This window comes from Cupriavidus nantongensis (assembly GCF_041726985.1).
GTDB classification, from domain to species: domain Bacteria; phylum Pseudomonadota; class Gammaproteobacteria; order Burkholderiales; family Burkholderiaceae; genus Cupriavidus; species Cupriavidus nantongensis_A.
Genome location: NZ_CP168302.1, coordinates 41,277 through 63,612, shown reverse-complemented (window position 1 = coordinate 63,612; position 22,336 = coordinate 41,277). Strand labels below are relative to the sequence as shown.

Here is a 22,336-nt window from a genome sequence, read left to right as displayed (position 1 = left end):
GGTAATCGCAGCGATCCATTGATCCGCCGATGGCCGAAAATCGCCACCGTTTGCGGCGGGCGCATCACAGTGGCGATGTCATGTAACAGGCGAATGGTATGCTTGATCTTTTCAGACACCCGGCGCGCAGAGGGCGCGCACCCTGATGGAAATTGCCATATTACTGGCGCTGATCCTGCTGAACGGCCTGTTTGCGATGTCCGAGATCGCACTCGTTACAGCCCGCAAGGCACGCCTGCAACGCCAGATCGAGAACGGCGACCGCGGCGCCATTGCCGCGGCCAAGCTGGGCGAAGACCCCACCCGCTTTCTCTCGACCGTGCAGATCGGCATCACCTCGATCGGCGTGCTCAACGGCGTGGTCGGCGAAGCCACGCTGGCGCAGCCACTGGGCCTCTGGCTGCAAGGTTTGGGCTTCTCGGACACCACCGCCGGCTATATGGCCACCGCGATCGTGGTGGCGGGACTGACCTATTTTTCCATCGTGCTGGGCGAACTGGTGCCCAAGCGCCTGGGCCAGATGGCCCCCGAGGCGATCGCGCGGCTGGTGGCGCGCCCGATCGGCTGGCTGGCGGTGGCGTCGACCCCGTTCGTCAAGCTGCTGTCGAGCTCCACGCGGCTGGTGCTGCGCCTGCTTGGCACCAAGGTAGACCGCGGCCCCGGGGTGACCGAGGAAGAAATCCATGCACTGCTGGTGGAAGGCTCCGAAGCCGGCGTGATCGAGCAGCATGAGCACACCATGGTGCGTAATGTGTTCAGGCTCGATGACCGCCAGCTGGCGTCACTGATGGTGCCCCGTGGCGACGTGGTCTACCTGGATGTAGAAGCCACGCTGGACGAGAACCTGCGCCGCATCGAAGAATCCGACCACTCGCGCTTCCCGGTGGTGCGTGGCGGCATGCACGACATCATCGGCGTGGTCAGCGCGCGCCAGCTGCTGGCGCGCCGGCTGCGCGGCGAGGAAGCCGACCTGCAGGCAGCGGTGCAGCCTGCGGTGTTCGTGCCCGAAAGCGTGACCGGCATGGAACTGCTGGAAAACTTCCGCGCCTCGGGCGGGCAGATCGCCTTTGTCATCGACGAATACGGCGAGGTGCTCGGCCTGGTGACGCTGCAGGACCTGATCGAGGCCATCACCGGTGAATTCAAGGCCGAGGCTGCCGGCGAGCAATGGGCGGTCCAGCGCGACGACGGCTCGTGGCTGCTCGATGGCCTGATCCCGATCCCCGAACTGAAAGACCGCATCGGCCTGCGCCAGGTGCCGGAGGAAGAAAAGGAGCGCTACCACACGCTGTCCGGCATGCTGCTGTTGCTGCTGGGGCGCCTGCCCCAGATTGCCGACACGGTGCAATGGGGCGACTGGCGCTTCGAGATCGTCGACATGGACGGCAAGCGCATCGACAAGGTGCTGGCCGAGCGCCTGCCGCCGCAGGAGGGGCCCGAGGAAGAAACCACCGGCTGAGCACCAGCGTGCCGGCATCACCGTTACGCCGCGGCGTCAATCGCATCTTCCCTGGATCGAAGGCGCCGCGTTGATCCAAATCAAATGCAGTTGCGGCCAAATCACTTTGGCCTAATCGGCAACGCCCCTCCCCCTTCCGTTCGCTTATGATCGGGCCTTCGCGGCCCGCAGCGGCCGCGGCACGCATGGCTGCACCCGGGCGACGACTGCGACCGCAGCGCGCCGGCGGCCTGCCAAAGAACCATTTCAGACACGGGGAGACGCGTGCGCCGCAAGCCATTGTCGGGCGGCCCGCAAGATCATGCATGGATCCTGATGCCGACGACCTCGTCGAAAGCGCTGCCAGCAGCGGCAGTGGCGCGATGCAACCGTCCGTGCTGGTACGCGCGCTGACCGCGCGCCGCACCCAGGCCGGTCCGCCGGCGGCGATCCTGGCGATCCGCCTGGACCGCTTCGCCAACGCTTGTGAAACCCTCGGGACTGCCCGCTCTGCCCGGCTGCGCGGCATCGTGCAGGCGCGCATTGCCTGCCTGCTGCCGCCGGGCGCGTTCATGCACTGGATAGCCACGGCCGACCTGGTGGTCATCACCGCGCTGCCTGCGGGCGTGCCGGATCCGGGCCAGGTGGCCAGCCGCGTGGCCGAGGACCTGTCCCGGCCGTTCGCCGTGGACGGCTTCGAGCTGCACCTGTCGTGCAGCATCGGCTTGGCCAACGACCATGCCGACATCCCGGCCGAGCGCTGCCTGCAGCAGGCGTTCGACGCCATGCTGCGGGTCAATCGCCAGGGCGGCGCCGGCCTGGCGCGCGCCGACAAGCCGCTGTCCCCGCCCGTGGCCCCGTTGCTGGCGGCGCTGCCCGACGCGCTCGAGCGCGGCGAACTGAGCCTGCAACTGCAGCCACGCGCCGATCTTGCCCGCGCCGCCGTCAGCGGCTATACGGTGCGGCTGCGCTGGCAGCATCCGGTGCTCGGGCGCGTGGCGCCGCAGGACTTCCTGCCCGGCGTGGAAGCGCTCGGGCTGGTCGGGCGCATCGGCAACTGGCTGCTGGAGAGCGTGCTGCCGCTGATCCGCGCCGCCGAGACCATCGCCCCGCTGCAGTTCACCCTGCTGGCCTCGAGCGCGCAGCTGCATCGCCCGCAAATGGTCGAGTGCCTGGCGCAGGCGCTCGATGCGGGCGGCATCGCGCCCGAGCACCTGTGCATCGAACTGCCGGCCAGCACGGTGCCGACCGACGCCGACCTGATCGACCGCTTTGCCGCGCTGCGCCAGCGCGGGCTGCAGCTGGCGCTGGGCGACTTTGACGACAGCCCGGCCTGCCGCGAGGCGCTGGCGGCGCTGCATCCGGACGCCGTCACGCTGGACGCCAGGGGCCTGGGTCATGCGCGCGAGACCCGCTGCCGTGCCGACAACCTGCGTGAAGCCTGCCGCGCGGCGCGGCGCGCCGGCGCCTCGGTCTGCGCCAAGGGCATCGAAACCCGCCAGCAGCTGGAAGCGGTGCGTGGCTGGGGCTGCCACAGCGTGCAGGGCTACCTGCTGGCGCAGCCGTTTCCCGCCGTCTGGCTCATGCAGACCCATGCGGCGATCCAGCAGCGCGCCCGGACCTTGCTGGCGCCGCTGGCCTGACCTCCAGGACCCGTACGTGGGGTTGCACGATTTACAAATTGCGACATACCGGCTATCAAAGCCGCGCGCAGCAGCGGTAAAATCTGCGTCAATCCCAAAACTCGGAGAATCGCTCGATTCTCGACCCTATCGAAAGGAGCCCGGCGTGAAGAAAGGTTGGATCTGGTGCGTTTTGTTTGCCACTCTGTTGGCCGGTTGCAACACGATGGCGGGGCTCGGCCAGGACATTCAGCGCGGCGGCCAGAAGCTGGAAAGCTCGGCAGACCGCCACAAGTAAGCCGGCCAGGCTGCATCGACAGCAAAACGGCACGCCCGCTGGCGTGCCGTTTTGCTTTGCAGTTTTGCCTTGCTGCGCGCCGGCTCAGGGCTTGCCGCGCAGGGCCCTGGCCTGTTCGGCCAGCGCGCGGATGCGGCCCCAGTCGCCCCCGGCGACGGCATCCTTGGGCACCACCCACGATCCGCCCACGCACACCACGTTGGGCAGCGCCAGGTACGACGGCGCCAGCGCGGCATCGATGCCGCCGGTCGGGCAGAAGCGCAGCTGCGGCAGCGGTCCGCCCAGCGACTTCAGCATCGGCACCCCGCCCGCGGCCTGCGCCGGGAAGAACTTGAGGAACGTGAAGCCGGCTTCCAGCGCCGCCATGGCCTCGCTGGCAGTGGCGACGCCCGGCAGCAGCGAAATCCCCGCGCCTCGCGCGCCCGCGGCCAGCGTCGGCGTCAGGCCGGGCGAGACCGCAAACTGGGCGCCCGCGTCGCGCACCGCGTGCAGTTGCTCCTCGTTCAGCACCGTGCCGGCGCCGACGCAGGCTTGCGGCAGCGCCGCCGCGACGGCACGGATCGCTTCCAGCGCCACCGGGGTGCGCAGCGTGATTTCCAGCAGCGGCAAACCACCGGTCACCAGCGCCTCGCTGACATGCAGGGCCTCCTCGACCGAGTGGAATTCCAGCACCGGGATCACCGGCACATCGGCAAGGCGTTGAAGCAGCGGGGAAGTCTGGTTTGACATGGCGATCTCGCGGTATATGGGTTCAGGAAAACATCAAGGCTGGGCAGCGGCTCAGGCGATCACCGATACCGATTGCGCCAGCCGCGCCAGCACGGTCTGCGCATCGGGAATCGGCGCCACCGCGCCATAGCCAGTGGTCGACAGCGCTGCCGCAACGTTCGCATAGCGCGCGGCCTCGAACGGGTCGGCGCCCGCGGCCAGCCGCGCGACGAAGCTGCCGCCGAAGCAGTCGCCCGCGCCGGTGGCGTCGACCGGCTTGACCGGATAGGCCGGCACCAGGCTGCGGGACTCGGGCGTGGCGATGTACGAGCCCTCCTCCCCCAGCTTCAGCGCGACCAGGCCGATGCCGCAGCCGAGCAGGTAGTCGGCGATGGCATCGCGGTCGTCCAGCCCGGTCAGCACGGTGATGTCGTCCCAGCTGGGCAGGCATACGTCCGTCATCCGGAACGCTTCGCGCATGATGCCGCGCGCGCGCGCCAGCGACCACAGGCGCAGCCGCAGGTTGGTGTCGAGCGTGACCTTGGTGCCGGCCTTGCGCGCGTGCTCCATCGCCTCCAGGCCGGCATCGCACGCGCTGGTGCTGATGGCGAGGCTGATGCCCGACAGGTGCAGGTAGCGCGCCGACGCAATCGCGCCGAGCGGCAGCTGTTCATGCTGGTAGCGGCTTGCGGCCGAGCCTTCGCGCAGGTAGTCGAAGCGGTGGCCGTGGCTGTCGTGCGAGACAAAGTAGACACCGGTGGGAGCCCCGGCGTCGACATGCACGTGGCGCGTGTCGACCCGCTCCTGCCTCCACAGTGCGCGCAGGCGCTCGCCGAAGGTATCGGCACCGACCGCGCAGATATAGCCGGTGCTCGCGCCCTGGCGCGCAGCGGCAATGCAGAAGTTGGAGGTATCGCCGCCAAAGCCCTGCAGGTAGCGCGACGGATCGTCCGGTTGCTGGTTGAATTCAACCAGCGGCTCGCCATAGGCCAGGATGTCGATGCTCATGGGGCTGTTTGCCTCAGAAGAAGGTTTGCACGATGTCGATCACGCGCAGGTCGCGATCCAGCACCGGGATATGGCGCCACTTGTCGAAGGTCAGGCACGGGTGCGAGATATCGAAGGCGATCATGTCGCCAACGCGGATGTCGTCGCCCGGCCGGATCTGCAGGTAGGCGTGCTGGTCCATCATGCCGGTGACCTCCCAATGCGCGGGCACGTCCACCGGCGCTTCTTCACCGGGACGGTAGCGGCGCGCCGGGATCGGCATGCCGGCGTCGAAGGCGGCATCGCGCTTGCCCATGCCGATGATGACGCGGTCGGGTTCCGGAATCGACTGGACATAGGCCCACAGCTGCAGCGCCGGCAGCAAACCCTCGCGCATCTTCTGCGCGACCGGGTTGCTGGCCAGGATGCGCTGCTGGGCGGCGCGGTAGATGCCCACATCGTGCGTCAGGTAGCAGCCCGGGCGCAGCACGATGTCGATCGGCGCACCGATGTCGGTGCGCGCGAATTCCTCGGCCACCACGTCGTACCAGGCCGAGCCCGCACCCGACATCACCACCGGGCTGCGGCCAAAGCGGCCTTGCGCGGCGAGCTGCTTCGTCACCGCCACGGTGCGCTGCAGGAACTGGCGGATATCGGCCTCTTCCTTCAGCACGCCCTCGTAGATTTCCACGCCGGCCAGCGACAACGCGTCGGGCCAGCGCGCCAGCGCGTCGAGCACGGCCTGCTGCTGCGCGTCGTCGCGCACGCCGGTGCGCCCGCCTTCGACGCCCAGTTCGAGCAGCACCTGCAGCTTCTGTCCGCGCTCCTTGAAAAACTTGCCGAGCTGGTCGACGAGGTCTGCCGAATCCACCAGCGCGAAGAATTCAAACTCCGGATCGCGCAGCAGGTCCGCGATGATTTCCATATTGCGGCGGCCGACCAGCTGGTTGGCCATCAGCACCCGCTTGACGCCGTGCGCATGCGCCGCTGCGGTCTGGTGCGCGGTGGCCAGGGTGATGCCCCACGCTCCGGCCTCGAGTTGCCTGGCAAACAGCTTGGGCGCCATGGTGGTCTTGCCATGCGGCGCCAGCTGCACGCCGTATTCGTTCATGAAGCGGCGCATCCATTCCAGGTTGTGCGCAAGCCGGTCTTCATAGAGCACCGCGGCCGGCAGGCTCAGTTCCTCTTGCAACAGATTCCAGCCGGTCTGGCCAGCAGCGTCCGGAGCCATCGGAGCCTCCATCCGGCCCAGCGCCTTGTTGAGCGGATCGATCACACCAGCCTGATACTTTATTTCACGCATGCCTGTCGTCACCCTGAAAAAATCTGATTGACGTAATGATAGCCCTGAAAATAAGATATTTCATCCCTGTTATAAAGTAACACACGACGCTGCGGCAGCAACCGAGCGGTACCAGGAAGGGCGCTCACCATCAGGCGCCAGTCACTGTTATAGCCCCTGCCCGCGCGGACAGCAGATTTCGTCACATAACGATTCGAACCCGCTTCGCCATCTCGCCCCCATCACCGACCATGACCGCCCCCTTCGACATCCTGACCCGCATCGCCGAGCGCGGCCCCGCGCTGCGGCTGGCCGAGCAGAAGGTGGCGCAGGTTGTGCTGGAAGACCTGGCCGGCGCGGCGGCGGCGAGCATCAACGAACTGGCCCGCCAGGCCGGCGTCAGCGAGGCCAGCGTGACGCGCTTTGCCAAGGCCATCGGCTGCCGCGACGTGCGCGACCTGAAGCTGCGCCTGGCCCAGGCCGCGGCGGTGGGCGCGCGCTTCCTGCAGCCCGGCAACGTTCCCGCCGCTGAAGCCGCGCCGGCCACGCTTGCCGACAGCATCCACGCCGACATCCTCACCGCGCTGGAAGCCAACCGCGGGCTGCTCGATACGCAGCGCATCGAGCAGGCCGCGCGCCTGTTGCTGGGCGCACGCATGGTCTACGCTTTTGGCATGGGCGGCGGCTCATCATTCATGGCCGATGAAGCGCGCCACCGCCTGGCACGCCTGGGCCAGCCGGTGGCCAGCTACCAGGATGCGCTGCTGCAGAAGATGGTGGCGGCCACGCTGGGCCGCGACGACGTGGTGCTGGCCTTTTCGGCCAGCGGCCGCGTGCCTGAGATGCTGGCCAGCTGCGATATCGCGCGCGAGTACGGCGCCCGCCTGGTGGCCGTGACCGCGCTGGGATCGCCGCTGGCGGCGCGCGCCGAGGTGCTGCTGCCGGTGCGCACGCTGGAGACGGATTTCATTTTCAAGCCATCGGCCTCGCGCTACGCCATGCTGATGGTGCTGGACGTGCTGGCCACGCAGTGCGCACTGTTGCAGCCGGACCAGAGCAAGGAGCGCCTGCGCCGGCTCAAGTACGTGCTCGACAGCCACCGCGGCGACAGCGGCCCCGGCAAGGGCCCCGACAGCCGCCAGCCGCTGGGAGACTGACCATGCCACACCTGTTCGATACCCTGATCCGCTGCGTCACGCTGATCGACGGCTCCGGCGCGGCGGCGCGCCTGGCCGACGTGGCCTTGCGCGATGGCCGCATCGCCCGCATCGACGCCCCGGGCGCGATCGACCCCGATGCGGCCGCGCACGTGGTCGAGGGCGATGGCCTGGTGCTCGCGCCCGGCTTTATCGACGTGCATACGCACGACGACACCAACGTGGTGCGCCAGCCGGAGATGACGCCCAAGCTGTCGCAGGGCGTGACCACGGTGGTGGTCGGCAACTGCGGCATCAGCGCCGCGCCGGTCACGCTGGCGGGCGATCCGCCCGACCCGATGAACCTGCTGGGCCATGCCGACGCCTTCCGCTACCCGGATTTCAAGGCCTATGTCGATGCGGTCGAGGCCGCCCAGCCCGCGGTCAACGTTGCCGCGCTGGTGGGCCATACCGCGCTGCGCAGCAACCATATGGACCGCTTCGACCGCGCCGCCACGCCGCAGGAAATCGAGGCGATGCGCGCGCAGCTGGAAGAAGCGCTGCAGCACGGCGCGCTGGGCCTGTCGACGGGCCTGGCCTATGCCAACGCCTTCAGCGCGCCGACGGAGGAAGTGCTGGCGCTGGCCGAGCCGCTGGCCAAGGCCGGCGCGCTCTACGCCACGCACTTGCGCAGCGAATTCGCCGAGATTCTCGAGGCCATGGACGAGGCCTTCCGCATCGGCCGCCATGCGCGCGTACCGGTGGTGATCTCGCACCTGAAATGCGCCGGCGTGGCCAACTGGGGCCGCAGCACCGAAGTGCTGGACGCGCTCGACGGCGCGCAGCGCTGGCAGCCGGTCGGCTGCGACTGCTATCCGTACACCGCCAGCTCGTCCACGCTCGACCTGAAGCAGGTTACCGGCGACTTCGACATCATGGTGACCTGGTCCGAAGGCGCGCCGGAGATGGGCGGCCGCCTGCTTGCCGACATCGCCGCGGAATGGCAGGTCGACCTGCACGAAGCCGCGCGCAGGCTGATGCCCGCCGGCGCGGTCTACCACTGCATGGAAGACGCCGACGTCGACCGCATCCTGAGCCATCCGGCCACGGTGGTCGGTTCGGACGGGTTGCCCAACGACCCGTTGCCGCACCCGCGCCTGTGGGGCGCGTTCCCGCGCGTGCTGGGCCACTACGCGCGCGACCGCGAACTCTTTCCGCTGACCGTGGCCGTCAACAAGATGACCGGCATGTCGGCCGAGCGCTTCGGCCTGCGCGAGCGCGGCTTCGTGCGCGAAGGCTACTGGGCCGACCTGGTGCTGTTCGACGCCGCCACCATTCGCGACGCAGCCAGCTTTACCGATCCGATGCAACCGGCCGAGGGCATTGCCTCGGTCTGGGTCAACGGCGAGCTGTCATGGCAGCAGCGCCAGAGCACCGGCGTGCGCGCCGGCCGGTTCCTGCCCCGCGGTGCGGACTGACCCGCACGCACCGCCGCTTCCCTCCCCTATCCAACTCATTCCAGGAGTACCCATGGACATCAAACGATTCGGCGTCGAAGGCGGTACCGGTACCGGCGGCCAGCACATGCCCTTTGCCCGCGCGGTCGCGGCCGATGGCTGGCTCTACGTCTCCGGCCAGGTGCCGATGGTCAACGGCGAGGTCATCGACGGCGGCATCGTGCCCCAGACCCACCAGGCCATCAAGAACGTACTCGCAATCCTGGCCGAGGCCGGCTACGGACCCGAGCATGTCGTGCGCTGCGGCGTGTGGCTGGATGACACCCGCGACTTCGCCTCGTTCAACAAGATCTTCAAGGAATACTTCGGCGCCAACCCGCCCGCGCGCGCCTGCGTGCAGTCGAGCATGGTGGTGGATTGCAAGGTCGAGGTCGACTGTATCGCCTACAAGAAGCCGGCCGCCTGAGCCCGCTGCCTGACTGAGCCACTGCGTCCTGCCTGTTGGCTCCCCTCTCCCGCAAGCGGGAGAGAAAACAAGAAAGCCAAACCTCTGCCGCCGCCACAGGCGGCTCTTTTTCCACGCAAGGAGACAATATGGGTGCCGTCACCGGAACCACGCTCTTGGTGTATGCGCTGATCGCCGTGATCGCACTGGTGGTGCTGATCGCGCGCTACAAGCTCAACCCGTTCATTACCCTGGTCGTCGTCTCGGTGCTGCTCGGCTTTGCCGTGGGCATGCCGATGAGCGAGATCGTCAAGTCTTTTGAAGCCGGTGTCGGCGGCACGCTCGGCCATATCGCGCTGGTGGTGGGCCTGGGCACCATGCTGGGCAAGATGATGGCCGAGTCCGGTGGCGCCGAGCGCATCGCCAACACGCTGATCGATTTCTTCGGCGCGAAGAACGTCCATTGGGCCATGGCCACCATCGCGTTCATCGTCGGCCTGCCGGTTTTCTTCGAAGTGGGTTTCGTGCTGCTGGTGCCGATCGCCTTCAATGTCGCCAAGCGCACCGGCACGTCGATGGTGCTGGTCGGCATTCCGATGGTGGCCGGCCTGTCGGTGGTGCACGGCCTGATCCCGCCGCATCCGGCAGCGCTGCTGGCGGTGACCGCCTACGGCGCGGATATCGGCAAGACCATCATGTACGCGCTGATTGTCGGCATCCCGACCGCGGCGCTGGCGGGCCCGCTGTTCGCCCGGCTGATGGACCGCTACGTCAAGCTGCCCGAATACAATCCGCTGGCCGAGCAGTTCACCGAAGAGGATGAGCGCGTCAAGGAATCGCACGAGCTGCCAGGCTTCGGCATCACGGTGTTCACCATCCTGCTGCCGGTAGTGCTGATGCTGATCGGCAGCTGGGCCGACCTGTTCACCACGCCCAAGACCTTCGCCAACGACTTCCTGAAGCTGATCGGCAACTCGGTGATGGCGCTGCTGATCGCCGCGCTGGTGAGCTTCTACACCTTCGGCAAGGCGCGCGGCTTCAATCGGGAAACCATCCTCAAGTTCACCAACGAGTGCGTGGCGCCCACCGCCATCATCACGCTCGTGGTCGGCGCCGGCGGCGGCTTCGGCCGCATCCTGCGCGACTCGGGCATCTCCACCGCCATCGTCGACGTCGCCACCGGCGCCAATGTCTCGGTGCTGGTGCTGGGCTGGCTGGTTGCGGTGATGATCCGCATCGCCACGGGCTCGGCAACGGTTGCCATGACCACCGCCGCAGGCATCGTCGCGCCGATTGCCGCCAGCGTGCCCGGCACTCGCCCGGAACTGCTGGTGCTGACCACCGGCGCCGGCTCGCTGATCCTGTCGCACGTGAACGACGGGGGCTTCTGGCTGGTCAAGGAGTACTTCAACATGACCGTGGCCCAGACCTTCAAGACCTGGTCGGTCTGCGAAACCATCATCTCGGTGGTGGCGCTGCTGCTGACGCTGGGCCTGGCCACGCTGATCTGACGACGGACCGGGCCGACGGGGCCGCCCCGGGGCGGCTCCGGCACCATGCCTGCCCCGCGCGGAATGCGACATCTCTCATCGACGCCCTGGTACCGGCAGCCAATACTGCAAGCGTGTCGACGGCGCCCGGCTCGGCAAGCGATTGCCCTTGCCTTGATTCCTTTTTTGATGCACATTGACATCAAAACTGATTCAAGGAGCCTGCGATGCGCACCACAGTCACGATCGATGACGCCCTGTATGAGCAAGCACTGGAGATGGCGGACCCCGGTATGGACAAGGCAGACCTGTTTCGCGAGGCAATCAAGACTTTCGTTCGGGTGCAGGCCGCCAAGCGCCTCGCGGCCCTTGGCGGCGCAGCGCCCGGCATGCAAGAGGTACCGCGCCGCAATCCCGAGCCCGACGTCAAATGAACGTGCTCGTCGACACCTCGGTGTGGGTAGGCCATTTCCGGCAGCGCAATGACGCCCTGATCCGTCTGATGGAGGCGGACCAGGTGCTGACCCATCCCCTGGTCGTGGCCGAACTGGCCTGCGGCACGCCCCCGGCGCCCCGGTCACAGACGCTCGGCGACATCGGGCTACTGCAGGCGGCCAGGCAGGCAACGCCGGGAGAAGTCATCGCACTGGTGGAGCGCGAGCAACTGTATGGGCTGGGCTGCGGCCTGGTGGATGTCACCTTGCTGGCTTCGACCCTGATCACCCCCGGTGCCCGCCTGTGGACGCTGGACCAGCGCCTGAGCGCCCTGTCCGTCCGGTTTGGCGTGGGATATCGTCCTCGCCTGCACTAGGGCTTCCGCCGCGCACGCAACGGTTTACTTGGCCGGGCCCACCGCCTAAGGTCAACCAGTCAGTGACTCGCCGGGAAACCCTCCCATGTCGATCGACCGTCGCTCATTTCTCGCCCTGGCCGCCGGACTGGCCGCCACCGGGATCGGGCCAGCGCCGCCGGCCCATGCCGTCACCGTTGCCGCGCCCCTGCGCCGCACCATTCCCGGCACCACCGAAGCCCTGCCCGTGATCGGCATGGGCACCGCCGACACCTTCAACGTCGGGACCGGCCCCGACGAACGCAAGCCGCTGGCGGAGGTCATGGGGCTGTTGCTGCGGACCGAAGGCTCGGTGGTCGATACCGCGCCCAGCTACGGCAGCGCCGAAGCCGTGACCGGCGACCTGCTGCGGGCAGCCAATGCGCGCAATCGGGTCTTCCTCGCCACCAAGATCTCGGCCCGTTCCGGCGCACCGGCGCAGGCGCAATGGGAACGGTCGCTGGCTGACCTGCACGTCGACAAGGTCGACCTGCTGCAGATACACAACCTGATCGACTGGCAGGGCAACCTGCGCTGGCTGCGCGAGCTGAAGGAACAGGGCCGGATCCGCTATCTGGGCATCACCCATTACCGCGACGACGCCCACGAGGCGCTGGAGAGGATCGTGCGCGCAGAGCGTGTGGATTTCGTCCAGATCAACTACTCGGTGGGCGAGCGCAATGCCGAACGCACGCTGCTGCCGCTGTGCGAGGCGCGCGGCGTGGCGGTGCTGGTCAATCGGCCGTTCCAGGACGGCCGCCTGTTCCGCATGGTCAAGGATCGCCCGCTGCCGCCATGGGCCGGCGACATTGACTGCGGCTCATGGGGCCAGCTGTTCCTGAAGTTCGTCGTCAGCCATCCGGCCGTGACCGCGGCGATCCCGGCCACCTCCAAGCCGCGCAACATGGCCGACAACCTGGGCGCCGCGCTCGGCCGCATGCCCGACCCCGGCCAGCGCGAGCGCATCGCGGCGCTGCTGCGCTGAGCCGCCCCGTGGACGAGCCCGCGCGCGACGCACCCACCGGCAGCCTGGCCCGGCTGCGGCGCGGCTTCGGCGTGCGCAGCGGCGAAGCCGGCGCCGTGGTGGCCGGCTTCCTGTTCTTCTTCTTCCTGTTCGCCAGCTACTTCATGCTGCGCCCGGTGCGCGAGACCATGGGCATCGCCGGCGGCGTGAAAAACCTGCAGTGGCTGTTCACCGCCACCTTTGTCGTGATGCTGGCTGCGATCCCGATCTACGGCGCGGTCTGCGCCTGGCTGCCGCGGCGCCGCTTCGTGCCGTGGGTATACGCGTTCTTCATTGCCAATCTGCTGGCCTTTGCGCTGGCCACGCGCGCCCTGCCCGACAACGTCTGGCTGGCGCGCGTGTTCTACGTGTGGCTGTCCGTATTCAACCTGTTCGTGGTGTCGGTGGCCTGGAGCCTGATGGCCGATGTGTTCCGGCCCGAGCAGGCGCGCCGCCTGTTCGCGCTGCTGGCCGCCGGCGCCAGCGCGGGCGGACTGGCCGGGCCGGTACTGGGCGGCTGGCTGGTGCCGCACATCGGACTGACCGGCCTGATGCTGCTGTCGGCCGCCCTGCTGGCCGCCACGCTGCCGGGCGTGGGCTGGCTGTTCGGCTGGCGCCGTCGTGCCGGCGCCGGCGTTGGGCTGCCGGACCAGCCCGTTGCCAGCGCGACGCAAGATCCGGCCAATCCGATCGGCGGCGGGCTGCTGGCCGGGCTGTCGTTGCTGCTGCGCTCGCGCTACCTGCTCGGCATCGCGCTGTTCGTGATCCTGCTGGCCACCGCCAGCACTTTCCTTTACTTCGAGCAGGCGCGGCTCGTCGCCGAGGCCTTCCCCGAGCGCACCCGCCAGACCCAGGTGTTCAGCGCGCTGGATGCCGTGGTGCAGGCGCTGACCATCCTGGTACAGCTGTTCTTCACCGGCCGCATGGCGCGCCGCTATGGTGTCACCGTGCTGCTGACCGCGGTCCCGCTGGCCGTCGCCGCGGGCTTCGTCGTGCTGGCCCTGCTGCCCACCTTCGGCGTGCTCGCCGGCGTGATGATCCTGCGGCGCGTCGGGGAATATGCGCTGCTGCGCCCGGGCCGCGAGATGCTGTTCACCGTCGTCGATGCCGAGACCAAGTACAAGGCCAAGAACGTCATCGACACCGCCGTCTACCGCGCCGGCGATGCAGTCAGCGCCTGGGTTAAGACCGCGATCGATGCGTTGTCCGGCCATCCGGCGACGGTGGCATTGGCGGGCGCGTTGCTCGCGGTGGTCTGGGCGGGACTGGGCTGGTGGCTGGGGCGGCGGCATGCGGGGCAGCTTGAGCCGGAAGATGCCAGCCACGGCCATGCCACGCGCAATGTGCCGGCACGCTAGTCCCAATCATCAAGGGTTTTCCCGGTTGACGCCCCCCCTGCGAAGTCATACATTGGTCCCACAGATCCAGATAGAGACCATCTGTAAGATGGTCTCTTCGCGCCTTGCGGTTGCCGCGGCCTCTTACAGAACAAGTAAAAGGAGACCGCCGTGCAATCCTCTGCGATCAAGCTTCGTGGCATCGATGATGTCATTGCCTATATCGATTCCTGCCCCGGAATACGCGGCAGGGCCGGTGTCATCTGGTGGCTCGCCCTGGGCGGGCTGTTCCTCGACGCATTTTCCAATTCAGCGCTGAGCGCAGGCCTCGGGCCGATGACGCGCGACCTCCAGCTCGCGCCCGCCAGCGTTGCGCTGCTGACGTCGTTTGCATCGTGGGTGGCCATTGCCTTCAACCCGATTGGAGGCTGGATGGCCGACCGCTGGGGCCGTGTCCGTCCGCTGATCCTGGCCAAGATCCTGGCGGTGGCCGGCGCGCTGCTGGTGGTGTTTGCGCCTGGATTCGAGGTGATCCTGGCCGGGCGCTTCTTTGTCGGCGCGGCCTATGGCATCGACTTTGCCATCGCCATGGCCGTGCTGGCGGAATTCACCCCGGTAAAGCTGAAGAGCCGGCTGAACACGTGGCAGGGCATGTGGTACACGGCGGTCTGCGCCAACCTGCTGCTCGCGCTGCTGTTCTACTCGTGGGACGTCGGCGATGCGATCTGGCGCTACTCGGTCGCCGCCACGGCAGTATTCGGCGTGGCCATCCTGCTGCTGCAGGCCCTGTTCCTGGTGGAGAGCCCGACCTGGCTGGCGCGCAAGGAACGGCTGGAGGCCGCCGCCAGCGCCATGACACGTATCTACGGGCGCGCATTCGTTGCCGCACCGCCGGCGGAGCGGATCCGCGTCCTCAACCAGGCGCGGCGCGGCCTGGCCAACGTGCTGCTGATCTTCCGCGGCACCTATTTGCCGCGCACCATTCTCGCGGCCACCGTGCAGATCGGTCAGTCGATCCAGTATTTCGCCATCGGCTGGTACCTGCCGCTGATCAGCGCGGCGCTGTTCGGCAAGGACTTCGTCTACGCGACCATCGGCGCGCTGGTGTTCAACGTATGCGGCATTGTGGGCGGCTTCCTGTCGCCGCTGGTCGGGCGCACGCTGGGGCTGCGCCGTGCCTCGGCATTCGGCTTTGCGGCGGTGTGCGCCATGTTGCTGATCCTGGGGCTGTTCAACGGCAAGATGCCGATGTGGGTGGCCGTGGTGGTGCCGTCGCTGTTCATCCTGTTCCACTCTGCCGGGCCCGGCGCCAATGGCAAGAGCCTGTCGTCCCTGTCATTCCGCAGCGAACTGCGCGCGGGAGCCAACGGCATCATCGGCGCGCTCGGCGCCATCGGCGCGGCGCTGGGCTTGCTGGTATTCCCGCTGTTCCGCGCGCGGTACGGGCTGGAAACCACCTTCCTGATCCTGTCGGTGGTGCCGCTGCTGGCCAGCCTGGTCTGCTTTTCGATCCGCTGGGACCCGACCCGTACCACGATCCATCCCGACAACGAAGCGGATGCGCCGCAGTTCAAGGGCGATATCGCCGACGCGTCGGCCCTGATGCACCCCGTCATCGAAAAGGCCCGGCCATGACCCAGCGCAACGACGTCATCCTTGCCATCGATGAAGGCACCTCGGGCACGCGGGCCGCGGTGGTGTGTGCCGACGGCCATGTGCAGTGCCTTCACTACGCCACGCTCGAGATCCGCAGTCCCTGCCCCGGCGTGGTGGAGCAGGACGCCAACGCCCTGCTCGAGCAGACCCTCGCGGTTTGCCGCGCCACGCTGGCCCAGGCGGCCGGCGAACACCTCAACGTCGTCGCCCTCGCCGTCGCCACCCAGCGCGCGACCGCGGTGTTGTGGGACACCCGCACCGGGCGCGCGCTGGTACCCGCGATGGTGTGGCAGGACACGCGCTATGCGGCCGAACTGAACCGGCTTGCGCCGGCCTGGGACCCGATCCTGCGCCAGACCGTCGGCCGCCCCAGCGGCGTTCGCTCGCCATACCTGTGGGCCGCGCGGCACCTGCGCGACACACCGGCGGTAGCCGAAGCCTTCCGTGCGCGCAGGCTGGCCTTCGGCACCATCGACACCTGGCTGCTATGGCACCTGTCGACAGCGCGCGCATGCCAGACCACGCCGACCAATGCCACGTCCTGCAACGCCTACGTGCTGACGGAACACCGCTACCAGCTCGATTGGATCGATGCGCTCGGCTTCCCGCGCGAACTGCTGCCCGGGTTGCGCCAGGATGCTGACGACTTTGGCCGAACCCGGCCCGAAGTGCTGGGGCTCGACGTGCCGATCCTGGCTTGTGCGGGCGATCAGCTCGCCGGGGCCGTCGGCCTGGGATGCCTCGATCCCGGCCAGGCGATGTGCCTGCACGGCACCGGCAGCTTCGTCGACCTGATCGTCGGCCCGCAGCTGCCGGCACGCACCGGCATGTCGGACAGCACCCTGACCATGACGGCGCGCCGGCAACAGGGCGTGTCGCATTTCTCGGTCGAAACCTTCGTCGCGACCACCGGCTCGGCGCTCGACTGGGTCTGCGGCAAGCTGGGCTGGTTCGACAACGCGAGGCAGATCAGCGCGCTGGCCGGCACCGTGGCCTCAGCGGCGGGCGTGACCTTCATCCCGGCGCTGACTGGCTTGCGCGTGCCCCGCATGCAGCCCGAGGCGCGCGCGGCGCTGAGCGGCATCTCGATGGCAACGACGCGCGCCGAGATGGCCTTTGCCATCCTGGAAGGCATTGCGCAGTCCGTCGCCTCATGCATCGACGCGAACCAGGACATTGCCGGCATGCCGGTGTCGGCGCTGGTAGTTGGCGGCGGGCTGTCCGGCAGCGATGCGCTGCTGCAGATGCAGGCCGACCTCAGCGGCATTCCCGTCCACCGCATGAAAGAGACTGACCGCGCCAGCCTGCGCGGCATCGCCTACCTTGCCGGCGCTTCGGGCCTGTTGTGGGACTCGATGCAACGGGCGCGCTCGACCACCGCGCCCGAGGCGGTATTCGAGCCAGCGATCAGCGCCGATCAGCGTGCCCAGCGGCGTGCGCACTGGCAGGCGCGCGTGGCCTCCGAACTCGACCATGCCGATGCGCTCGCGGCCAAGCCGGCCGGGACGCGCACTCAGACCTATTAACCCGGAGCAACCACAGACATGGTGATTTTTCCCTCCCGCAGCGCGAACCGCGAGCGTGCCGCCATGACCGGCACGGAGCCGTTGCGGCTGGTGCGCGAACAACTGCTCGACCGCCTGGAGACGGATGCCTTCGACATACTCGTGGTCGGGGGCGGCGTCACCGGCGCCTACGCGGCGCTTGATGCCAGCTTGCGCGGCTATCGCGTGGCGCTGGTCGAAAAAAGCGACTTCGCCGCGGGGACCTCGTCCAAGTCGTCGAAGATGGTGCACGGCGGCCTGCGCTATATCGAACAGGGCAACCTTGGCCTGGTGCGCCATTCGCTGCTGGAACGCCAGCGCCTGCGCCGCAATGCGCGCCACCTGGTGCAACGGCTGCCCTTCCTGTTCCCGGTGATGGAGCGCAACGGCGTCTTCGACAAGCGCCTCGCCAAGGCCTTCGAGAGCCTGCTCTGGACCTACGACCTGGCCGGGGGATGGCGCGAAGGCATCCTGCACCAGAAGCTGACCAAGGCGGAGGTGCTGTCCCACTGCCCGACCTTCAACGAGGAACACCTGACCGGCGGCTACCTGTACTTCGACGCGCGCGTCGATGATGCCCGCCTGACGCTGAACCTGGCACGCACGGCAGCATTCCACGGTGCGGCCGTGCTCAACCATGCCACCGTCACCGCGATCACGCGCGACGGGCACGGCAAGGTGGATGGCGCCATCGTCCACGCCGGCGAGCGCGAGATCCGCGTGCGCGCGGGCGCGGTCATCATGGCCACTGGCGTCTGGCTGCGTGACTGGACCGGCCGCAATCCGGGCGAAGCCAGGACGCTGCATATACGCCCGGCCAAGGGCGTCCACGTTGCCATCCCGTGGCTGAAGATCCGCAACGACTGCACCGTGACGATCCCGGTGCCTGGCCGCAGCCGCCGCGCCACCATCACGCGCTGGGGCAATGTGTCCTATCTCGGCACTACCGACGAAGACTATGACGGCGACCTCGACAACGTGCTGTGCACGCGCCAGGAACTGGATTTCCTGCTCGAGGGCGCGCGCTCCGCGCTGAAGGTCGACCTGTCGCCGCAGGACGTGGTGGGCAGCATCGCGGGTTGCCGCCCGCTGGTTGCGCCGCCCGGCGGCAAGACCCTGGAAATCCGGCGCGACCATGAAATCCATACCGCGCACGACGGGCTTGTCACCATTGTCGGCGGCAAGCTTACGACCTCGCGACACATGGCCGAGCAAACCATCGACGCGGCGCAGAAGGTCATCGGCAAGCGCGGCAAGTGCCGGACCCGATCGGCCTACCTGCTCGGCGCGGCCGGCTATGACGCGCAGGCCATCGTCGCGTCCGGCGGCATGGCAGCGCACCTGGGCGAGCGCTATGGCACCGAGGCGCGCTTCGTCAGCGACATCCTGCACGCCGATCCCGCCCTCGCCAGGCCAATCGTCGAGGGCCTGCCCTATACCGAAGCCGAGATCGTCTATGCCGCGCGCCACGAGCTCGCCGGCACGGTCGACGACATCCTGTCACGACGCATCCGCGCACGCCTGATGGCACGCGATGCCTCCGCCCGCGCCGCGGCACGGGTGGGGCAGATCCTTCAGGCCGAACTCGGCCTGTCCGAAGCCGCCGTGGCGCAGCAGGTCAGCGAATACCTCGCCGCCGTCGCGCATGAAAAATCCGTCCTTATGGGAGACTCAGCATGATCAGCAAGGAAGCCATCAAACGCGGCTACAACCGCGGCCAATACGTCATTGGCGCCCATACGCCCCCCGGGTACGCAGCGAATATCCGCGACACCCCGGATGCACCCGGCCTGCAACGCGATGCGGTCGAGGTCAGCGCCGCGGCGCTCTCAGCCCTGCGCGAGGTTGCCGACGAAGTGCTCACCGCAACGGCAGATGTGGTGGCATGGACCCGCGACTGGTGGGCCGGCTCCATGATCACCGAGACCGCCGGCAAGCCCGCCACGCCGCGCGCTGTCATCGTGCGCGTCTCCAGCGTCGAACAGGTGCAGGCGGTCATGCGCATCGCCAGCGCGGGCGTCATTCCGGTCACCGTGTCGGCCGGACGCAGCAACGTGACCGGAGCGGCCTTGCCCGTGCGCGGCGGTATCGTGCTCGACGTGTGCGCGCTCAACCGCCTGGTCGGGATCGACAAGGAAAGCCAGATCGTCGAGGTCGAAGCCGGCATGTTCGGCGATATCTTCGAGCAGACCGTGCAGCGCGAATTCGGCATGACCATGGGCCACTGGCCATCTTCGTACGCGATCAGCACGGTTGGCGGATGGGTTGCCTGCCGCGGCGCCGGGCAGCTGTCCACGCGCTACGGCAAGATCGAAGACATGGTGTTCGGCATGGACGTAGTGCTGGCCGACGGCAGGCTGGTGACCGTGGGCGGCTATTCGCGCGCGGCTGTGGGCCCGGACCTGCAGCAGCTGTTCATCGGCTCCGAGGGCATGCTGGGCGTGATCGTGCGCGTGCGCCTGAAGCTGCATCGCCTGCCCGACTACGGGCGCGCCATCGCCTATGGCTTCAGCAGCTTCGCGATCGGCCTGGACGCCTGCCGCGAGATCATGCAGCGCGGCGCCAATCCGGCCGCGCTGCGCCTCTATGACGCGCTGGAAAGCGGCGTGCAGTTCGGCCTGCCCGACACCAATGTGCTGCTGGTCGCCGACGAGGGTGCGCACGAGATGGTCGATGCGGTGATGACCATCAGCGAACGCGTGTGCCGGGAACTCGGCGAGGAACTCGACAGCGCCGCCATCTTCGAGCGCTGGCTCGACACCCGCTACCTGACCGGCAAGAGCGCCGAAGGCTTCAAGCGCAGCCCCGGCTTTGTCGCCGACACGCTGGAAATGTGCGGCCCCTGGCGCGACCTGGCTGCAATTTACGCCGACGTGGTCAAGGCGATCAACGCGGTGCCGGGCACCCTCGCCGGCTCCGCGCACCAGTCTCATGCCTACGTCGACGGTGCCTGCCTGTACTTCTCCTTGCGCGGCGAGGTGGCGCTGGAGGACCGCCAGAAATGGTATCGCCAGGCGTGGGATGCGGCCAATGCGGTGCTGATCCAATACAATGCGGCACTGAGCCACCACCACGGCATCGGGCTGCTGCGCGCACCCTATATGGCGTCGTCGCTGGATACGGCGCTCCCGCTGCTGGCGGCGGTCAAGCAGGCACTTGACCCGCAGCATCTCCTGAACCCCGGCAAGCTGGGTCTCGGCGACCGGCTCGCCAATGAAGCGAAGTAATCCGCATGGACAGGTCCCTCGGTGCGCGCCTGACGCGGCATCCCGTGATCGGCACGCTCTACGGTGTCGACCAGATCGACGCCATCCTCGCAAGCGTCGCCGAAGTCTGCATCGTCGCCAACGTCGAATTGCGCAAGCTGCAGCGCGTGATCGCGACGCTGGCTGGCGCCGGCAAGTATGTCATCGTCAATATCGACAGCTGCGAGGGCCTGTCGCAGGACAAGGGCGGCGTCGAATACCTTGCCGACATCGGGGTGACCAGCCTGGTCTCCACACGCGTGGCCACCATCCAGCGCGCCAATCGGGCCGGCATGGTGACGATGCAGAAGGTCTTCGTCACCGACCGCTCCACCTGGCCGCGCAGCGTCAAGGCACTCGAGCAGAGCGACCCGAACCTGGTCCAACTGATGCCGGCGCCGATGCTGTCGCACCTGCCGGAAGCGGACCGCAAGGCGCTGCCGCCGATCGTGACCTCGGGCTTTGTCTGCAACAGCGACGATATCCGCGATGCGCTGGCACATGGCGCTGTCGCGGTGTCGACCAGCGACCGCAATCTGTGGGGCCTGGACGCGAAGGCGCTCCAGCCGTGAAACCGCCGCCGGGCATCGCCCGGCGGGTTTCGCTGACCGCTGATCGGCCAAAGCTGGCCTGCCACCGCGGGAAGATCGTATAGTCATGTCCTCGGACCGAGCTTGCCGGCTCGCGCGGCGTTAGCCGCCGCGCCACCCCGCAAGCCGCCCATATTCGTTATCCCGGAGGACCCCCATGAAAACCAAAGCCGCCATCGCCTGGAAAGCCGGCGCCCCGCTGACCATCGAAGACGTCGATCTCGACGGCCCGCGCGCCGGCGAAGTGCTGGTGGAAGTGAAGGCCACCGGCATCTGCCACACCGACTACTACACGCTGTCCGGCGCCGACCCGGAAGGCATCTTCCCGGCGATCCTGGGCCATGAGGGCGCGGGCATCGTCACCGACGTCGGCGCGGGCGTGACCTCCCTCAAGCCGGGCGACCACGTGATCCCGCTGTACACGCCGGAATGCCGCCAGTGCAAGTTCTGCCTGTCGCGCAAGACCAACCTGTGCCAGGCCATCCGCGCGACGCAGGGCAAGGGCCTGATGCCGGACGGCACCGCGCGCTTTTCGATCGACGGCAAGCCCATCTTCCACTACATGGGGACCTCGACCTTCGCCAACCACATCGTGGTGCCGGAGATCGCGCTGGCGAAGATACGCCCGGATGCGCCGTTCGACAAGGTCTGCTACATCGGCTGCGGCGTCACCACCGGCGTGGGCGCGGTGCTGTTCACGGCGAAGGTCGAGGCTGGCGCCAATGTGGTCGTGTTCGGCCTGGGCGGCATCGGCCTGAACGTGATCCAGGCGGCGAAGATGGTGGGTGCGGACAAGATCATCGGCGTCGACCTGAACCCCGCGCGCGAGGCGATGGCGCGCCAGTTCGGCATGACCCACTTCATCAACCCGAAAGAGGTCGACAACGTGGTCGACCACATCATCCAGCTGACCGACGGCGGCGCGGACTACTCGTTCGAATGCATCGGCAATACGCAGGTCATGCGCCAGGCGCTGGAGTGCTGCCACAAGGGCTGGGGCAAGTCGATCATCATCGGCGTGGCCGAAGCCGGCGCGGAGATCTCGACGCGTCCGTTCCAGCTGGTGACCGGACGCGAGTGGAAGGGCTCTGCCTTCGGCGGCGCGCGCGGCCGCACCGACGTGCCGAAGATCGTCGACTGGTACATGGAAGGCAAGCTCAATATCGACGACCTGATCACGCACACGCTGCCGCTGGAGCGCATCAACGACGGCTTCGACCTGATGAAGCGCGGCGAGTCGATCCGTTCGGTGGTGTTGTACTGAGGAAG

At 67.9% G+C, this 22,336-nt stretch carries 20 protein-coding genes; 17 read left to right on the top strand and 3 right to left on the bottom strand.

The window, feature by feature from the left end:
• Positions 1–145 precede the first annotated feature (145 nt).
• The 3 genes from ACEI37_RS00255 to ACEI37_RS00245 all read left to right on the top strand — a co-directional run bounded on the left by ACEI37_RS00255 (position 146) and on the right by ACEI37_RS00245 (position 3,358).
• Complete coding sequence (locus ACEI37_RS00255) at positions 146–1,459, top strand: hemolysin family protein (protein WP_373376783.1); 1,314 nt, start codon at positions 146–148, stop codon at positions 1,457–1,459.
• Positions 1,460–1,764: 305 nt separating this feature from the next.
• The gene (locus tag ACEI37_RS00250; protein ID WP_373376782.1) at positions 1,765–3,081 is read left to right on the top strand and encodes a GGDEF domain-containing protein; all 1,317 of its coding nucleotides are present in this window, start codon (positions 1,765–1,767) and stop codon (positions 3,079–3,081) included.
• A gap of 145 nt (positions 3,082–3,226) precedes the next feature.
• Positions 3,227–3,358, top strand: a complete 132-nt coding sequence (locus ACEI37_RS00245) for an entericidin A/B family lipoprotein (RefSeq protein ID WP_010814145.1) — start codon at positions 3,227–3,229, stop codon at positions 3,356–3,358.
• Positions 3,359–3,442: 84 nt separating this feature from the next.
• Here the strand turns inward: ACEI37_RS00245 and ACEI37_RS00240 are convergent, their stop codons facing one another.
• The 3 genes from ACEI37_RS00240 to ACEI37_RS00230 are packed head-to-tail and all read right to left on the bottom strand — an operon-like array spanning position 3,443 to position 6,356.
• On the bottom strand, positions 3,443–4,087 hold the full coding sequence (locus tag ACEI37_RS00240) for a bifunctional 4-hydroxy-2-oxoglutarate aldolase/2-dehydro-3-deoxy-phosphogluconate aldolase (RefSeq protein WP_373376781.1): 645 nt from the start codon (positions 4,085–4,087) through the stop codon (positions 3,443–3,445).
• Positions 4,088–4,138: 51 nt separating this feature from the next.
• Positions 4,139–5,074, bottom strand: a complete 936-nt coding sequence (locus ACEI37_RS00235; protein WP_373376780.1) for a sugar kinase — start codon at positions 5,072–5,074, stop codon at positions 4,139–4,141.
• A gap of 13 nt (positions 5,075–5,087) precedes the next feature.
• Complete coding sequence (locus ACEI37_RS00230; RefSeq protein WP_373376779.1) at positions 5,088–6,356, bottom strand: amino acid deaminase; 1,269 nt, start codon at positions 6,354–6,356, stop codon at positions 5,088–5,090.
• Between the two features lie 230 nt (positions 6,357–6,586).
• On the opposite strand from ACEI37_RS00230, the gene ACEI37_RS00225 reads away from it, so the two are divergent.
• The 14 genes from ACEI37_RS00225 (at position 6,587) to ACEI37_RS00160 (ending at position 22,331) form a co-directional block, all read left to right on the top strand.
• On the top strand, positions 6,587–7,492 hold the full coding sequence (locus tag ACEI37_RS00225; RefSeq protein ID WP_373376778.1) for a MurR/RpiR family transcriptional regulator: 906 nt from the start codon (positions 6,587–6,589) through the stop codon (positions 7,490–7,492).
• 2 nt (positions 7,493–7,494) lie between these two features.
• The gene (locus ACEI37_RS00220; RefSeq protein ID WP_373376777.1) at positions 7,495–8,949 is read left to right on the top strand and encodes an amidohydrolase family protein; all 1,455 of its coding nucleotides are present in this window, start codon (positions 7,495–7,497) and stop codon (positions 8,947–8,949) included.
• Between the two features lie 52 nt (positions 8,950–9,001).
• Positions 9,002–9,394 carry a RidA family protein gene (locus ACEI37_RS00215; protein ID WP_012355941.1) on the top strand — a complete coding sequence of 131 codons (393 nt, stop codon included), beginning with the start codon at positions 9,002–9,004 and terminating at the stop codon, positions 9,392–9,394.
• A 128-nt stretch (positions 9,395–9,522) separates the two neighbouring features.
• Positions 9,523–10,884, top strand: a complete 1,362-nt coding sequence (locus ACEI37_RS00210; protein WP_025581515.1) for a GntP family permease — start codon at positions 9,523–9,525, stop codon at positions 10,882–10,884.
• A gap of 206 nt (positions 10,885–11,090) precedes the next feature.
• Positions 11,091–11,297 (top strand): type II toxin-antitoxin system VapB family antitoxin, encoded by a 207-nt coding sequence (locus ACEI37_RS00205; protein WP_373376776.1) that lies wholly within the window; start codon positions 11,091–11,093, stop codon positions 11,295–11,297.
• Positions 11,294–11,674, top strand: a complete 381-nt coding sequence (locus ACEI37_RS00200) for a type II toxin-antitoxin system VapC family toxin (protein ID WP_373376775.1) — start codon at positions 11,294–11,296, stop codon at positions 11,672–11,674. The genes ACEI37_RS00205 and ACEI37_RS00200 overlap by 4 nt, the downstream gene beginning before the upstream one ends.
• Before the next feature lie 85 nt (positions 11,675–11,759).
• Positions 11,760–12,677 (top strand): aldo/keto reductase, encoded by a 918-nt coding sequence (locus ACEI37_RS00195; RefSeq protein WP_373376774.1) that lies wholly within the window; start codon positions 11,760–11,762, stop codon positions 12,675–12,677.
• Between the two features lie 8 nt (positions 12,678–12,685).
• On the top strand, positions 12,686–14,053 hold the full coding sequence (locus ACEI37_RS00190; RefSeq protein WP_373376773.1) for an NTP/NDP exchange transporter: 1,368 nt from the start codon (positions 12,686–12,688) through the stop codon (positions 14,051–14,053).
• A gap of 150 nt (positions 14,054–14,203) precedes the next feature.
• Complete coding sequence (locus tag ACEI37_RS00185) at positions 14,204–15,667, top strand: MFS transporter (RefSeq protein ID WP_373376772.1); 1,464 nt, start codon at positions 14,204–14,206, stop codon at positions 15,665–15,667.
• Positions 15,664–17,214: an FGGY family carbohydrate kinase gene (locus tag ACEI37_RS00180; protein ID WP_373376771.1), complete on the top strand. Its 1,551-nt coding sequence runs from the start codon at positions 15,664–15,666 to the stop codon at positions 17,212–17,214. The genes ACEI37_RS00185 and ACEI37_RS00180 overlap by 4 nt, the downstream gene beginning before the upstream one ends.
• Positions 17,215–17,232: 18 nt before the next feature.
• Entirely contained in the window at positions 17,233–18,912 is a 1,680-nt protein-coding gene (locus ACEI37_RS00175) for an FAD-dependent oxidoreductase (RefSeq protein WP_373376770.1), read from the top strand.
• Entirely contained in the window at positions 18,909–20,459 is a 1,551-nt protein-coding gene (locus ACEI37_RS00170) for an FAD-binding oxidoreductase (RefSeq protein ID WP_373376769.1), read from the top strand. The genes ACEI37_RS00175 and ACEI37_RS00170 overlap by 4 nt, the downstream gene beginning before the upstream one ends.
• A 5-nt stretch (positions 20,460–20,464) precedes the next feature.
• Entirely contained in the window at positions 20,465–21,049 is a 585-nt protein-coding gene (locus ACEI37_RS00165) for a glycerol-3-phosphate responsive antiterminator (RefSeq protein ID WP_373376768.1), read from the top strand.
• 175 nt (positions 21,050–21,224) lie between these two features.
• Positions 21,225–22,331 (top strand): S-(hydroxymethyl)glutathione dehydrogenase/class III alcohol dehydrogenase, encoded by a 1,107-nt coding sequence (locus ACEI37_RS00160; RefSeq protein ID WP_373376767.1) that lies wholly within the window; start codon positions 21,225–21,227, stop codon positions 22,329–22,331.
• Positions 22,332–22,336: the final 5 nt, after the last annotated feature.

Coding starts and splice junctions, on each gene's coding strand:
- ACEI37_RS00175 (WP_373376770.1), top strand. CDS start 17,233: ATGGTGATTTTTCCCTCCCGCAGCGCGAACCGCGAGCGTGCCGCCATG.
- ACEI37_RS00250 (WP_373376782.1), top strand. CDS start 1,765: ATGGATCCTGATGCCGACGACCTCGTCGAAAGCGCTGCCAGCAGCGGC.
- ACEI37_RS00220 (WP_373376777.1), top strand. CDS start 7,495: ATGCCACACCTGTTCGATACCCTGATCCGCTGCGTCACGCTGATCGAC.
- ACEI37_RS00160 (WP_373376767.1), top strand. CDS start 21,225: ATGAAAACCAAAGCCGCCATCGCCTGGAAAGCCGGCGCCCCGCTGACC.
- ACEI37_RS00230 (WP_373376779.1), bottom strand. CDS start 6,356: ATGCGTGAAATAAAGTATCAGGCTGGTGTGATCGATCCGCTCAACAAG.
- ACEI37_RS00205 (WP_373376776.1), top strand. CDS start 11,091: ATGCGCACCACAGTCACGATCGATGACGCCCTGTATGAGCAAGCACTG.
- ACEI37_RS00255 (WP_373376783.1), top strand. CDS start 146: ATGGAAATTGCCATATTACTGGCGCTGATCCTGCTGAACGGCCTGTTT.
- ACEI37_RS00195 (WP_373376774.1), top strand. CDS start 11,760: ATGTCGATCGACCGTCGCTCATTTCTCGCCCTGGCCGCCGGACTGGCC.
- ACEI37_RS00200 (WP_373376775.1), top strand. CDS start 11,294: ATGAACGTGCTCGTCGACACCTCGGTGTGGGTAGGCCATTTCCGGCAG.
- ACEI37_RS00235 (WP_373376780.1), bottom strand. CDS start 5,074: ATGAGCATCGACATCCTGGCCTATGGCGAGCCGCTGGTTGAATTCAAC.
- ACEI37_RS00180 (WP_373376771.1), top strand. CDS start 15,664: ATGACCCAGCGCAACGACGTCATCCTTGCCATCGATGAAGGCACCTCG.
- ACEI37_RS00165 (WP_373376768.1), top strand. CDS start 20,465: ATGGACAGGTCCCTCGGTGCGCGCCTGACGCGGCATCCCGTGATCGGC.
- ACEI37_RS00170 (WP_373376769.1), top strand. CDS start 18,909: ATGATCAGCAAGGAAGCCATCAAACGCGGCTACAACCGCGGCCAATAC.
- ACEI37_RS00225 (WP_373376778.1), top strand. CDS start 6,587: ATGACCGCCCCCTTCGACATCCTGACCCGCATCGCCGAGCGCGGCCCC.
- ACEI37_RS00210 (WP_025581515.1), top strand. CDS start 9,523: ATGGGTGCCGTCACCGGAACCACGCTCTTGGTGTATGCGCTGATCGCC.
- ACEI37_RS00240 (WP_373376781.1), bottom strand. CDS start 4,087: ATGTCAAACCAGACTTCCCCGCTGCTTCAACGCCTTGCCGATGTGCCG.
- ACEI37_RS00215 (WP_012355941.1), top strand. CDS start 9,002: ATGGACATCAAACGATTCGGCGTCGAAGGCGGTACCGGTACCGGCGGC.